At 33.2% G+C, this 14,247-nt stretch carries 13 protein-coding genes and 1 pseudogene; 8 read left to right on the top strand and 6 right to left on the bottom strand.

The window, feature by feature from the left end:
- Positions 1-230 precede the first annotated feature (230 nt).
- Positions 231-1,160: a glutaminase A gene (glsA, locus tag AC6CHR_RS21810; RefSeq protein ID WP_498251153.1), complete on the bottom strand. Its 930-nt coding sequence runs from the start codon at positions 1,158-1,160 to the stop codon at positions 231-233.
- Positions 1,161-1,209: 49 nt separating this feature from the next.
- Entirely contained in the window at positions 1,210-1,677 is a 468-nt protein-coding gene (gene ndk, locus AC6CHR_RS21805; RefSeq protein ID WP_498251152.1) for a nucleoside-diphosphate kinase, read from the bottom strand.
- 355 nt (positions 1,678-2,032) lie between these two features.
- Between ndk and AC6CHR_RS21800 the strand changes: the two genes are divergently transcribed.
- From AC6CHR_RS21800 to AC6CHR_RS21785, 4 genes and pseudogenes are all read left to right on the top strand, one after another.
- Positions 2,033-2,191 carry a putative quinol monooxygenase gene (locus AC6CHR_RS21800; protein WP_498251151.1) on the top strand — a complete coding sequence of 53 codons (159 nt, stop codon included), beginning with the start codon at positions 2,033-2,035 and terminating at the stop codon, positions 2,189-2,191.
- Between the two features lie 622 nt (positions 2,192-2,813).
- Positions 2,814-3,359 (top strand): hypothetical protein, encoded by a 546-nt coding sequence (locus AC6CHR_RS21795; protein WP_498251150.1) that lies wholly within the window; start codon positions 2,814-2,816, stop codon positions 3,357-3,359.
- A gap of 222 nt (positions 3,360-3,581) precedes the next feature.
- A complete protein-coding gene (gene xerS, locus AC6CHR_RS21790; protein ID WP_498251149.1) occupies positions 3,582-4,658 on the top strand; it encodes a tyrosine recombinase XerS in 1,077 nt (358 codons plus the stop codon).
- Positions 4,659-5,235: 577 nt separating this feature from the next.
- A pseudogene (locus AC6CHR_RS21785) lies at positions 5,236-5,630 on the top strand (MerR family transcriptional regulator).
- Positions 5,631-5,899: 269 nt separating this feature from the next.
- Here AC6CHR_RS21785 and AC6CHR_RS21780 read toward each other — a convergent pair.
- The 3 genes from AC6CHR_RS21780 to AC6CHR_RS21770 all read right to left on the bottom strand — a co-directional run bounded on the left by AC6CHR_RS21780 (position 5,900) and on the right by AC6CHR_RS21770 (position 8,279).
- Positions 5,900-6,478: a DapH/DapD/GlmU-related protein gene (locus tag AC6CHR_RS21780; RefSeq protein ID WP_498251148.1), complete on the bottom strand. Its 579-nt coding sequence runs from the start codon at positions 6,476-6,478 to the stop codon at positions 5,900-5,902.
- Between the two features lie 392 nt (positions 6,479-6,870).
- The gene (locus AC6CHR_RS21775) at positions 6,871-7,653 is read right to left on the bottom strand and encodes an ABC transporter permease (protein WP_498251146.1); all 783 of its coding nucleotides are present in this window, start codon (positions 7,651-7,653) and stop codon (positions 6,871-6,873) included.
- Positions 7,650-8,279 carry an ABC transporter ATP-binding protein gene (locus AC6CHR_RS21770; protein WP_498251144.1) on the bottom strand — a complete coding sequence of 210 codons (630 nt, stop codon included), beginning with the start codon at positions 8,277-8,279 and terminating at the stop codon, positions 7,650-7,652. The genes AC6CHR_RS21775 and AC6CHR_RS21770 overlap by 4 nt, the downstream gene beginning before the upstream one ends.
- Before the next feature lie 213 nt (positions 8,280-8,492).
- Between AC6CHR_RS21770 and AC6CHR_RS21765 the strand changes: the two genes are divergently transcribed.
- From AC6CHR_RS21765 to AC6CHR_RS21750, 4 genes are all read left to right on the top strand, one after another.
- The gene (locus AC6CHR_RS21765) at positions 8,493-9,311 is read left to right on the top strand and encodes a GDSL-type esterase/lipase family protein (RefSeq protein ID WP_498251143.1); all 819 of its coding nucleotides are present in this window, start codon (positions 8,493-8,495) and stop codon (positions 9,309-9,311) included.
- A 670-nt stretch (positions 9,312-9,981) separates the two neighbouring features.
- A complete protein-coding gene (locus AC6CHR_RS21760) occupies positions 9,982-10,830 on the top strand; it encodes a metallophosphoesterase (RefSeq protein WP_498251142.1) in 849 nt (282 codons plus the stop codon).
- Between the two features lie 130 nt (positions 10,831-10,960).
- Positions 10,961-11,545, top strand: coding sequence for a class I SAM-dependent methyltransferase (locus AC6CHR_RS21755; protein WP_498251140.1), 585 nt, complete (start codon positions 10,961-10,963; stop codon positions 11,543-11,545).
- A gap of 384 nt (positions 11,546-11,929) precedes the next feature.
- Positions 11,930-12,478, top strand: a complete 549-nt coding sequence (locus AC6CHR_RS21750) for a YkoP family protein (protein ID WP_498251138.1) — start codon at positions 11,930-11,932, stop codon at positions 12,476-12,478.
- 365 nt (positions 12,479-12,843) lie between these two features.
- Here AC6CHR_RS21750 and AC6CHR_RS21745 read toward each other — a convergent pair whose 3' ends face one another.
- Entirely contained in the window at positions 12,844-13,956 is a 1,113-nt protein-coding gene (locus tag AC6CHR_RS21745; RefSeq protein ID WP_498251136.1) for an MGDG synthase family glycosyltransferase, read from the bottom strand.
- Positions 13,957-14,247 lie beyond the last annotated feature (291 nt).

Here is a 14,247-nt window from a genome sequence, read left to right as displayed (position 1 = left end):
AGTAACAGGAGAGTTTTCTATTTATATGGCTCTTTTCTAAAAGTTTGTTGCTCTAGTACGAATAAAAATCGACTTTTGGATTTTTATGATCTAAATTGAAGCGATCTCCAGTGAGATATCAGAGTCATTTAACGAAAAGAGCACGAAGATAGGCTGAATTAGTAAAGAATTACTTATTACGAAAAACAACAATCTTTGCGAACACAGCTATTTATTTACGGGAAAATCCCTCAAAACATACTTAATTGATATTTTTTAGACAACAACTCTAACAATTTAATACCTGCAATACTATTTCCTTTTTCATCTAATGATGGTCCGAAAATGCCAATTCCAAATTTTCCGGGAACAGCACCGACAATACCTCCTGATACTCCGCTTTTCGCAGGTATCCCAATTTTAATCGCAAATTCTCCAGAGGCATTGTACATTCCACAGGTGACCATAAAGGTTTTACAAACCCGAGCTATATCAGAGGGGATCATTTGCTTTCCATTTTGAGGATCGACCCCATCCATAGCAAATATTAAACCAATCCTTGCCAAGTCCGAACAATTCATTTCGATTGCACATTGTTTTGTGTATAAATCGATTAATTGTTCAACATCTTCATCAATGATATGATGCTGTCTTAAAAAATAACAGAGCGCTCGATTTAAATCAGCAGTTACAAATTCAGATGTAGCTACTTCCTTACAAACATTAATTGTTGGATCACCCGTCATTTCTTGAATAAAGTCGATAAGTCGACTCAATCTCTGATCAACTGAATCACCTTTAATCATATGCGTAACGACAAGCGCACCACCATTGATCATTGGATTCAATGGCTTTGAGGGAGTCATTGATTCTAACTTAGCAATTGAATTAAAAGGATCACCTGTAGGCTCCATGCCAACCCTCTCAAAAACCTCATCTAAGCCGCGATCCATTAAAACGAGCGCCAAACTAATCACTTTCGAGATACTTTGGAGACTAAACTTCTTTTCGATGTCTCCTGCTGAAATACATTTTCCATCGGGGTGGTGGATCGCAACCGATAAATCATGAGGGTTCACTTTGCCAAGAGCAGGAATATAGTCTGCAACCTTACCGCTATTTGTTAATTTCTTTGCTTCAATGATTAGTAGATTTAAATCTTCACTAGTTCGACAAGGCATGATTATCACCGTTTAATGACAATAAAAATAGAAGGTAGCTTAACATCATTTAGACAGACTTCTGTTCATCATAGGGAAGATCCTTCCCAGTAGTTCTAGTTCGAATCGAAAGTGGATCAAAGAAATTGGCAATCTCTTGTTCAGCGCTTAAGAGTGAATCCGATCCATGAATAACATTTTCCTCTTTTGAATTTGCAAAATCTCCACGTATTGTTCCAGGTTGGGCATCTGTTGGACTTGTTTTGCCGATCATCTTTCGAGAAACTTCAATAATATTTTCGCCCTCCCAAACCATTGCAAACACAGGGCCCGAAGTAATAAAGTCAACGAGTTCACCGAAAAATGGCTTAGCTTGATGCTCGTTATAGTGATACTCAGCTTTTGTGCGTTCAATATTCATAAGCTCCGCACTTAATAAAGTAAATCCTTTTTGTTCAAATCGTCTTACGATCTCACCAATTAACCCTCGATTAACTCCATCAGGCTTGACCATAATAAATGTCCGTTGAATTGTCATGTTTTCCTCCCTTTCATTATGTAACGATCCTACTTGAAATTGAAAACTTTCGTGCTATTGAATAAAACAAATTACCTACCCGAAGAATTCACTACCGTTTATAATGTTAGACAACGATGATAAAAATTAGCATAGGTAGGTAACCGACTTTAGTAGTAATTAGTATAACTATTTTTTTCATTTTCAAAACCTCTATAAATCTGGTTCCTTTTCCAAGGCAATGATGCGATTATATCCACACCAGTGAACCAGCAACCTATTTCGTATGACCAATAGTAAATAATCCTAGTAATGTAGAATATTAACTAGAATTGTTCATTAAAAATAAGGAGGACTGTCAATAAGTAAATGTGAATTGTTCGGTAAGCTAATAGCAAAAGAAGGTGACTGTGACAGATTAGTTGACATTTTATTAGAAGCAGCACAATCAATGGAGGATATGAACGAATGTGAAATATATTTGGTCAATACTTCTCGGGATGACCCAAATTCTGTCTTTGTTTATGAAGTTTGAAAAGAGGAGAGTGCCCATCAGGTATCCTAGTCCCTAGAAGTTAAAAAAAAAACTAATTCAGCGTGCAAAACCAATAATCGCTGGTATGGAAAGACTCAATACTCTAATGCCAAAAGGAGGAAAGGTGATTAGTTAAATAAGCATCAGTTCGTCAAGAACTATACTCTGTATCGATTAACAAGAAGAAATTGATCAAACACAAATCCCACTATAAAGACCTACTAATAATCCAGTAAGTGGGTCTTTATAGTGAATTTTCACTAAAAATAGATAATCAATAATTGAACTAAAGAGACTAATTACCTAAGCTCTTTCTATATTACTTTCTTTTTTCTAACATACAACTATTATACCAATTATTTGTGTCTATCCTTTCTTACAAAAGTATTTTGTCAAAGGGATGACGATAGGAGCAGTAAAATAACTGTTTTATTCACAAGAGTTTCCCTTGCTTGAAAAGGGAAAGATCGATATTTCCTTATGATACGGGAAATCTATTTTTTTATAGATCATACAATAGGCTTGTAGATAGTCGAATTTGAGGCTAAACTAAAAGAATAGGGAACTTTTACTATCACTAGTTATTAGTTTACTTAAATACCTCTAGGAATTGGTGAGACAAATGAAGCGATTTATCGGACCTTTCATACTTATGATCTTTTTCGTTATTTTAAGTGGTTGTCAAAATGAAGATGAAGATAAAAAAATGAAATTATTCTTTTTCGGAGATCTTCCCACAACTGTATCAAAAGATATTGAAAAAATTATCGTAGATGGAGTGGAGGGTAGGAAAGCAGAAGATTATCAATTAAACCTTTTACCGATGTCACATGAAAAATTAATGGTTGAACTAGCTGTTAATAACGGTGATATTTATTTTTTAAGAAAAGATGTAGTAAAAGGACTTATTGACCCAATCGCTTTTCAACCGTTAGATGAGATTGTTAATCCAGAGACGTTGTCCGATGTTGAATTGAAAGAGTATCAAGCAGTCCATCCAGAAACAGATGAAACACATACATATGTCGTGCCTGTTAGTAATGACTCCTTGTTGATGAAAAAGCTAGGAATCAAACTGGAAACTCCATTGGTTGCTTTTATTCCAGCTTATAGTGAAAAGAAAGAAGAAGCAATAAAGCTATTAGGGTATTTGATTGGTGAGGAATAACCAGGAGTGTTAGCTGAGCCTACAAACAAATGAAAAGCAACAAGGCTAATTATCTAGTCTTGTTGCTTTTCATTTTTTAAAAGGAATGATCAAACATTCAGATGGATAAGAAAAGGAAGATGTAAACACCTATATATTATTACGTAAAATATAAATTTGACGTAATAAAGTCATTGTTATAAAATATATATGTAAACAATTTGTTCCCTGAGGTGATTTTTTATGGATAATCAAGCACAGCAACATTATAAAAAACTTCAACTATTACTAAAGGAATTGCCCTGGTATGTTGAAGAATTTATTGATCATAAACGCAGAAAACTTTCGCCAGCTTCTTTATTTAATTACTGTCACGATTACAAGATCTTTTTCGGATGGTTAACTGCGGAGCATTTTCATAATGGTGAAATAAAAGATATCCCACTAGAATTATTAGAAAAATTAACAGTACAACAAATTGAAGGATTTTTGAATGCACTCAAATACGAGTTACATAATAAAGAAACAACAGTTAATCGCAAGTTATCTGCACTAAAATCGCTCTTTCATTATCTGCAAAACATCGCAGAAACGCGTGAATTAACGCCTTATCTATCAAGAAATGTGATGGCGAAGATCGAATTCAATGACATAAAAGAAAGCATGGAAACAACGGCGAACAAAATGGAAGGGAAAATCCTATTAGGTGATGAATATGAAGCTTTTCGGAGATTTATAGCCTATGAATATGGAGAAATCAATAAAGAAAATAAAAAGATTTCTAATTTCTATAAACTAAACCAGGAACGTGACACAGCAATTGTTTCATTAATATTGGGCTCTGGCTTACGTCTTTCAGAGGTTGTCAACCTTAATATAGATGATATTGATTACAGTAAATTTTCAGCCCGTGTTATCAGGAAAGGAAATAAAGAACAGTATGTATTCTTTAGCGCGATTGCTATGGATGATCTTCAACAATACCTTAATATCAGAGAATCTAGGTACAAAATCGAAAAAAATAATAAGGCCTTATTCGTAGCTGCCCCTATGGGACCTAAAGGCAAATCAAGAAGACTATCAACACGATCCATTGAAAAACTAATTGAAAAATATGCGATCGCTTTTGGAAAACCTTCATTATCAGTCCATAAACTAAGACACTCATTCGCAACCAAATATCACTCTGAAATTAACGATGTACCTAAATTACGAAGACAATTAGGACATTCGTCCATACAAACGACTATGATTTACACACATATACGGAATGATGATTTAAAAAGCGCTGTTGATAAGATGGATATTCCGAAAGAATGAAGTAAAATCCGCAAGGGTAGAGTTAATTTTATAAGTTTTTAACTATTGTATAAGACTATTAAAAATAGTATGAATTGTACTATTTTTCTTTTTCTAGTTTACATAATATATATTATAGGAAGTTAATTTAATTTCTTTGAAAATATCTCAATTGCCTAGTTAACTTAGGATATTGAGATGAAATAAAAATTTCGCAAAGGAGATACTTATTGATAAGTTTTTACTGCTCAATTTCCCAATCATCTTTAATAACTCTTTGAGAACTTCTGTTAATTACTTTTTAAGGTATATGAGTTGTTGGTTCGTCCAAAAACAATTATTTGGAGGTCTTTTTCATAGAATTTCAACAAGCGTTAGATGATTTTTTTACTGTATCTCGGAGTTGCCAAAACTATTCTATAATACTCTGCGTGGCTATGAAGTGATTTAATGATCTTTCTAGGCTTCCTTCGGGAAGATTTACCCCCCCCTCCCACGTGCGTCGCTTTATTTAAAACCAGCCCCTAAATCGGCCATCTCATACATAGTACCATGCGCCTGCTAATCTCGAGTTTAGAGTCGTTCTGTCACATATTCTATTAGCGAAGTTGCAAAAGAATTGAATCTTACCGTATATACCTTGCGTTACTACGACAAAGAAGGACTTATGCCGTTTGTAGAACGGACAGCAAACGGAACACGATTGTTTACAGAATCCGATATCGGTGCATTAAATGTAATTGAATGTCTGAAGTCTACGGGAATGCCTATTAAGGAGATTAAACATTTCATTGATTGGTGTTCTGACGGTGATTCTACATTGCAGAAAAGATATGATATGTTTATGGGAAGAAAGGCTAGTGTAGAAGCACAGATGGCAGAATTAAAGAAAACCATGGAACTCTTGAGCATAAGTGTTTATATTACAAGACTGCTCTGGATGCCGGAACGGAAAATATTCATAAAAACGATAAAATAGAGATTATCCAATAATAGAAACCACCTGTATTCATAACTGTGTATATGAAGTACAGGTGGTCTATTTTTGTTCATTTGCGATCGTTTAAGTATAATTGAACAAGAAAACCTTTCGTAGCTTACAAAAAAACTGGGACCTCCACTTCGTATTGTTCAATACACTATCGTGCATACCATTAAATCAAATCTCTAACACCTAAAGTGCTCCATCCTAATTATAAACTTTTCCATTATTTTATATATAAGAGAACTAAATAATCTGCATAAAGATGAAAACAACAGAATTATTCCTGACTGATTTCAATATTCTTTAATATTTTCGCAGGTACCCCTCCTACAATTACATTAGGAGGAACATCCTTGTTCACAACTGCACCAGCAGCAATAATAGCACCATCACCAATGTCCACACCGGGAACGACTGTGACATTTGCTCCAATCCAGACATCTTTACCAATAGTGATGGGCGCAGAATGCATAGTGCTACGCTTTCGAGGATTAGTGTCGTGATTAAGGGTAGCCAAAACGACATTGTGTCCTATGAGAGCACCATCGCCAATTGTAATGCCACCTTGATCCTGAAAGCGACAACCTGAGTTGATAAAGACATTCTTGCCAACATTGATGTTTTTCCCACAATCCGTATAAAAAGGTGGGAACATGGCAAATGTGTGATCAACCGTTTTACCAATTAACCGGGAGAACAGTTCCTGAATTTTTTCGGGAGTTTGATATTGTCCATTCAGTTCAGCGGTTAATCTCAATGCTTCCTGCGAGACATTGTGCATCATCTGGTGCATCTCCGACCCGCCCTCAACTGATTCTCCTCGATTCAAGTGCGCTAAAAAATCATTGATATTCATTGAAAATCTCCTTATTGAAAACGTCATGTAATGCTAATCCTTCATCCATGCCCTTCTATACCTACTACATTAAACAATCTTAACCCTTGTAGATAGCTCTAGTTAACGAAGTTAGTTTTTCTTTCGAAAGTCCATGCCCATAACAAGTTAACAGATCATTTATTAATCTAGCCTCTATCTACTCTATTCTTTACTAAAAAGTATGTATATCTAGAATAATAAGAGTCAGTTTATTATATCTCCTAGAGTTAACTCTAAGTCAAAAATGACTATTTGCCAATTGACCTAGAGTCAACTCTAAGTGGTAAACGAATAAAACCGTGAAGAGAATAGTTGGAATAGTGTAATTAAGGCAATAATTATAGAAAAAAACGTATATCTCTAAATAGATCTTAAGCCACAAACTGATCCCGATCATTAAAGAACGTTCGATAACCAAAGTGTGTAAAAATCATAACTGTTAATGCTACACTTCCTGCAATTCCCAACAGAATAGCAATTTGGTATTCAATCGCTACAAGTGGGCTTATTCCTGCTAGAATTTGACCTGTCATCATACCTGGTAAAAAGACAATCCCCATCCCTACCATATTATTTATCGTTGGTAAAATAGCTGAATCAAATGCTGTATTTACAATCGATTTAGTTGCAGATTGTGGTGTTGCACCAAGCATTAATGAACCTTCGATCAACAGCCTTTCTCTATGTATCCCTTCAATTAAATGTTTAACACCTAGCGTAATTCCAGTCATTGAATTTCCTATTATCATACCAGCAATTGGAATTAGATATTGAGGTTCATACCATGGTTGAAAATGAATGACCACAAAATTAAAATACATCAGTGTAACTAATGAACCTGCTGTCATTGAAATCGCGATTAGTTGTTTCAATTGTTTGCTAAGAGGTTTAGCCACTTGCTTATATGTATTAAATATGGAAAAGGTTAGCATTAATAATACGATAAGGCTGATAAGATATGGATTGGGTTTTTCAAATAAATAGGTTAAAATGTAACCTACTAACATTAATTGAATCGTCATTCTAGCTGTTGAGACAATGATCCGCTTCTCTCGCTTTAAACCACGCCATTTCACAAATACTAGTAAAAGAATAATAAATAAATAACCCGCTACAAGTCTCCAAAACTCTATATCTCTTATTACATTGTTCATTCTTTTTCCCTCGTCCCCTTCCTGATCGTAATCGTATGTTCAGCAAAATCTGCGGCAATTTTATGCGAATGAGTAATCATGATTATCGTTTGACCTTTTTCCTTGGCCTTTCTTATAAACTCTTCGATAACTAGAGCTTCAGTATGTTCATCAAGAGCAGCAGTGGGCTCATCCAGCAGATATACGTCTGGATTCATAAGATATACCCTTGCTAGTGCAAGTCGCTGTCTTTCACCACCAGATAATGTTACAGCATCTTCGTCTAAGTTCTTATCGAGATTGACGATTTTCAATGCCTCTTTTAATTCCCGTTCACTTTTTGGCTCTTGTTCGGAAAAAACGAGCCCTATATTCAAGTTTTCCTTTATGGTTCCATCAAATACCGTTGGGTGCTGAGCTAGCATTACAACTCGTCTTCTATGTAAAACAGGTTCTATCTCATTTACGTTTACATCCTGATAATAGATGTCCCCACTATCAGGTGAAATCATTAAGTTGAGCATTTTCAATAGAGTTGATTTACCAGCCCCACTTTCACCAACTAAACACGTTATTTTCTTTGAAGGTATTTTCATGGATTTAATATACAATATTTCTTTATACGATAGATTTTTGATAAAGTACATTTATTCACCACCTAAGGTTTAATGTTCTTCTATCTTGCTTTATTTGATTCATTTTTGTGCATACTTAATAGAAATAGTCATTATCATTCTCCTTAAGATACACAAGGTACGTTTGCGGAAATTATCCTTTAGGGTATAAATCTAAAATAAGTAATTAAGCATACCCCCACTATAGGCGATTTGCTAGGATTAGGAACTGAAGGAGTGAAGCATATGAAAATGATAAAATACCTTCTTATTTTTTTGTTAACCATTGCACTTAGTATAACTTTCTGGCTTTATTATCCACAATACAAAATTGAAAAACTGAAGCAGCCTACTATTGAAGCAAGTAACGACAAAACAAACGTCTCCTACCTCGAGTACTTTCGAAATTCTCAAGCGAACGAAATCAATCATTTAGCAATAGGTGATTCTATTATTCGTGGTGTTGGCGCTAAACAAGGTGAAAATTTTGTCAATCATTTCTCTTCTCATTTACAACTACAAACAAATAAAAAATTAAAACTTGAAAATAAAGGGATAAATGGCATTACTAGCGGTGAATTAAATGCATTAGTACAAAAAGGTACGTTTGATTCAGAAATGAAGAAATCCGATATTATTACGATTAATGTTGGTGGAAATGATATTCTCAGAATAGCAAAAAAGCAAAATTTTAAAAGTGCCCTAAAGTCGTTCGATCAATTGCAATCGACCTTCTCTTCAAACCTATCGGATATTTTAACAAAAATAAAACAAGTCAATCCGGATGCTACAATTGTCTTCTTAGAATTATATAACCCTTTAAAACCTAGTGACCAAGTTTATCCTATTGCTGATCAGCTTTTACCTAATTGGAACCTGGAAATTTATAAAATTGCTGAACAATACCCATCCTCACTAGTTGTCGAAACAACAAAGGTGATGAACGGAAAAAAAACAGAATACCTTTCAGCTGATGGTGTCCATCCAAATTCTGCTGGATATACAGCAATCTCCAAGCTAATGATTTATCAATTTGAGCATCAATATCGGAAAAAGGTACTTTAAAACAGCGATCCCTCCCTTCGTTTTCACTATGATAAGCAATTTACAAAGTACACTTTATGTTTATGTATTGAAATCCTTTTTAATTTATCGGTATCCAAGAGGAGAATTTCACATGCTATTTAGATGAGTTTTGTTTATGCTGATAGCGTCCAATGTAAGGTAAAATCTATTATATTCATTTAGACAAATGAAAATTAATTGTTAAAAAAGGTTGCGACAAAAAGGGATTTGTTGCGACCTCTTTTGTTATGCTGATCTCAGTATCAGATTGGATGGCATCAAGAGTTTAAGCATTAATAAATATATATCTTATTTTTTTGTAGAAAAAGCTATCTTAAAATACATAGAAAAAGTAACTCTTCTCTGAATTTCTATTCTAACTGAGTGTTTTGATCAATTTTCTCTAATTTCTCATTTGTATTCGTGATTAGAAATTGGTGTTACATTTCTTTATTTATCCTTTTTGAAAATGAAATATCAAAGTTTAATAAAGCATCCCCAACGCCTTTTTTAGTTAGTAACTCAGTATCCTCTCCTTCAAGTTCTATAGTCTCCACCCTTACATGGATTAACAGCTCTAATCCCTTTTATAGGCTTAGTTTACCATCAATTACCGTAACAATTTGTAGTTAAAGCAAGTATAATTTAGTGATGAAGGAGAGTGATACGATTGAGTTTTATCTTATTGACAATATTAGCATTCATTCTTGTTTATTTGTTTAAGAAGGCATACAAAAATACACATGATGTCGTAATAAATAAAATAAAAATAGATCCAGATCATTCAGAGCGTCATGTACCGACATTAAAAATCCTCCAACTTTCAGATCTACACCTTGAAAATATATCAATTTCTCCCGAACAGCTTTATGAAAAGTTAAGAAATGAACAAATTGACCTTATTGCTTTAACGGGTGATTTTCTCGACCGAAAACGTACGATTCCAAAGCTTATTCCTTATCTAGAAGTATTAAATAAGTTAAATGCAAAATATGGTATGTATGCTGTCCTTGGTAACCATGATTATGTATTACGTAAGAATCTTTCAACATTAACTGATACCCTTGAAAAATATAATTGTAAGGTTATGAAGAACACAAATGAAATGATTACTGTTCATGGGAAGCTTTTAAATATTATAGGTATTGATGACTTTAGTACAAAACGAAGTGATTTATCAGCATCATATAAAGGAATTAAGCATGGGACAAATTTAGTATTAACGCATGATCCTAATATAGTTCTTCATATGAAAGATTATTATTTTGACTATTTGTTATCAGGACATTTCCATGGAGGTCAGATTTGCTACCCAAAAGCTTATCATCTTATGAAAATGGGTAAGTTAGCTAGAATGAATATTATTAAAGGACTTCATATTCAGGATGGAAAACCCTTTTATATTAATGAAGGACTAGGACAAACGTCTGTTAATATCCGTGTAGGTAGTCGTCCAGAAATTACGATTCATGAATTACCACTAAAGGCTAATATAATAGAAAAATCAAATGTAATCTAATGAAAAGGAGCTAATCGAAGCTCCTTTTTTATTTTCACTGTACAACAACTATAATTACCATTAATAAACACGAGAGATAGATTCTAATGTGAAGCAAACTAGTAGAAAAATGATTAAGGAGCGACAAATAATGGAACTTTCTCCTTCGTTATACCATTGGTTAGTTAGGCCAAAATGGAGTACGAATAAATATATTCATCGACATGTAAAAGAACATTTTGAGCTTGATAATAAAGTACTCCTTGATTTCGGGGCTGGAACGGGTGCTAATTGTACCTTATGTAAGCCTAGTCACTATTTTGGAATAGATCCTGATGAAAAGAGAGTTCACTATGCCAAAAGAGTCAACCCTGAATATTCTTTTGATGTCTTTGCAGGTGATCGAATCCCTTTAGAGGATCATTCGGTTGATCTTATTTTAATCATAGCTGTTTTACATCATGTACCTTGTGAACAAATTGATATATACATGAAGGAATTTCAAAGAATTCTAACACGAAATTCAGGGGCAATCATTGTGATGGAACCTTGCTTTACAGATCATAAATCAATTAGTAATTGGTATATGGCAACACATGATAAAGGAAAGTACATAAGAAGTGAAGAGGCCTATTTGAATTTTTTTAATGAACACGGATTTCGGTCAAACGTATTAAAAAAGTATAGAAAGTGCTACTTTTATAATGAAATTTTTTTCTATGCTTCTTATACTTAGCTAGAGGATTATCAATGTTAACTGAGTTCTTACGCATTTGGCTAGGACATCATTATCCTACGGATGTTATCGAGGGGGGCCTTAGTTTTATGTTTTTTATTTAGTTTGGAATGTGATATCCCTTCTTAATAAAAAATTGAAGTGCAGGAGCATTTTCATTCTTAATTACTTCCCGTAAAGTTGGAGTCAATAATTATCAACGAACAGGGTGATAATTTGTTTCTTTTCAGATCGTGTTATAATCATCGCTAACTCTTCCTCTCTCTCTATACATATTTCTTCATAAACTGTTAATAATTCAGGATAAGTGACCCTTACTTTTCCAATTATATTATCAAGTAAAAATGACAAAATATTATTAGGATCAAAGGAGGGTGGAATTTTATGAGGAGTTATCTTCTTTCGTTTTGGAATGTGCTTGATCCTTTATATTTCTTATTAACTAGATTAGAATATATTGATTGTCATTCAGGTGTCTTTCGCGTTCGGTTAACTAAATATAAAGGCAAGGATGTTTTTTTAAGTGACGGAACCTTGATAAAGAAAAATGATAAGTTAATAAAAATACATTTGCACAACATTCGAATTTTAAACGAATTGCAAAGTATCCCCTGCTCTATTAAAAGAGGGAGAATCATTTTCAAAAGAATATATATGTCAATGCCGGTCCTTGCACAGTATATTTACAATCATAAAAAAAGTAATGAAATAAAAGGTGCGATAGGGATAACTATGTTACATAAAGGGGCCGAAAAGCTTGGATTTGAGATTATTCAACCTTGTAATATCTTTTACAGATTGTTTAAAAGAATGTCACATCTCCCTATTTTTTTGTTATCTTCAGAACATCCAAAGATTTCTAATATACCTGATACTTATTATTTATTGATTTCCAAAGACCAGTTACTTCAAACTTATAATAAAAAGGGATAGATTCAACGAAACATAATTGCCAATTTGGCTTCTTTCAGATCATCCCTAGCGAACAAGAAAACACTCCTTCAAATAGAGTGTTTTCTTGTTTATCATATTCTTTTAATAATAGAACAAATTTAGTAAACAATGCAGGGTATAATTTCAATGTTTAGCTTTTAAAACATTTCATTCAGTTCTCACGATTCAACATTATATGGGTCTTCTCCTTTACATATTAAAATAAGTAATCGCAGTAACTTCTTTTAATGCATGCTTAGTAGTAGTTGCTTTCTCCTCTTTTAAGCCATAGTTTACAAATTTCAATTCCATATTTTTATATACGGTAAGTATTAGACAACCATGTTTTTTAAAATTATTAGTAGTTAGATACTCGGTAGTATTTTTACAAATGTATCCCGTAAAGTGTTTTTTTCTATGGTATTTAAATAACTTTGAACTTGTTTTCTATGGTGATTTATCCAAACTTTAGATGTTAAGTAAGAGAGAATTTTACTCTCAAGCTCCTGATGGTGATTATTAAGTGGGAAAACAAGCTCTTTATTCTGTAAATTGTGTAAATTGATTTCCTCTTGCCCAGGTAAAACAGAGTAAATAAAAATTGGTAGCTGTTTTCGCAATGTTTCACTAATCGTTACTCCACCAGGTTTCGTTATAATTCCAGAGGATTTAGAATAAAGGGTGTTCATTTCTTCTTTACATGTTATATAAGCTAATGGAGTAATATAGGGGCTTTTAATTGAATGGATAAATTGATATAACTTTTTATTTTCACCACATAAGACGTTGTAATGTATTTGTCCTGACGGTTTGAGTTTTTTTATTAGTTCTTTTATGTTGCCGGTCCCCAAACTACCTCCAGAAATGATAATGGTAAAGGGCTTACAATCTTTCTCTTTAAATTGTGAATCATCTTTCATAAAGTGAGGATGAACAGGAATACCCGTTATACTTATTCTTTTATTTTGAACATCTTGACCACAAAGAAACTGTTTTACCTCTTTAGTAGGAGCAAAATGATAATCAATATGAGACAATCCCCAAAGTTGGTTCACAAAATAGTCCGTATAAACATTGAAGACTGGAACCGAATAGTTTGATTTCTGTTTTAGTCTATTTAATAAATATGATGGTAATGCGTGAGTACAAATAATGAGATCTGGGTTTGTTTCTTTAAGAATTTTTTCCATAAAACGGAGGAAAATGAGTTCATATAAGAGGTATCGTTTTTTTTCATTTGTATGATTAAAAGAAACTTTACGATATAGCCAGCTATAAATATTTGGGCAAAACTTTATCGTCTTTAAATACACCGTTGTTACAATTGTTTCGATAAATCCAAAACTATATGATAGAATTTCTACTTTCTCAAATTCCCACTCACAATCTTCTATTTTTAATGTTTCGATAATACTGTCTGCAACTTGATGATGCCCTGAAGACATTCTTAAAAATGGCATAAATAAAATTTTCTGCATACCCTTCCCTCAGTTCTAGTTGTTTTAAATATATTGTCTAACAATAGTAAGAAAATATAAGTAATAATAGTAAATCCATTACTTACCACTATTCATTACCTAGGGGTAAAGGATGAACCTAAGGTGAGAATCATATGTAAGAATAAACATTTTTTGTTTTTAGAATATTAATCATAAAATAACAAAACATAACTTAGAAATATAAGTCCTGAAGCACAGGAGAATAAGCTATTCTATAATTTTCAAAATATTTACTGTTGTACTCTCTCTAAGCTTTTTTTTGTTGTAACA

Source organism: Metabacillus sp. GQ13 (assembly GCF_059758525.1).
Note: the sequence above shows the minus strand (reverse complement) of the source record. Positions and strands in the feature narration are given on the sequence as shown.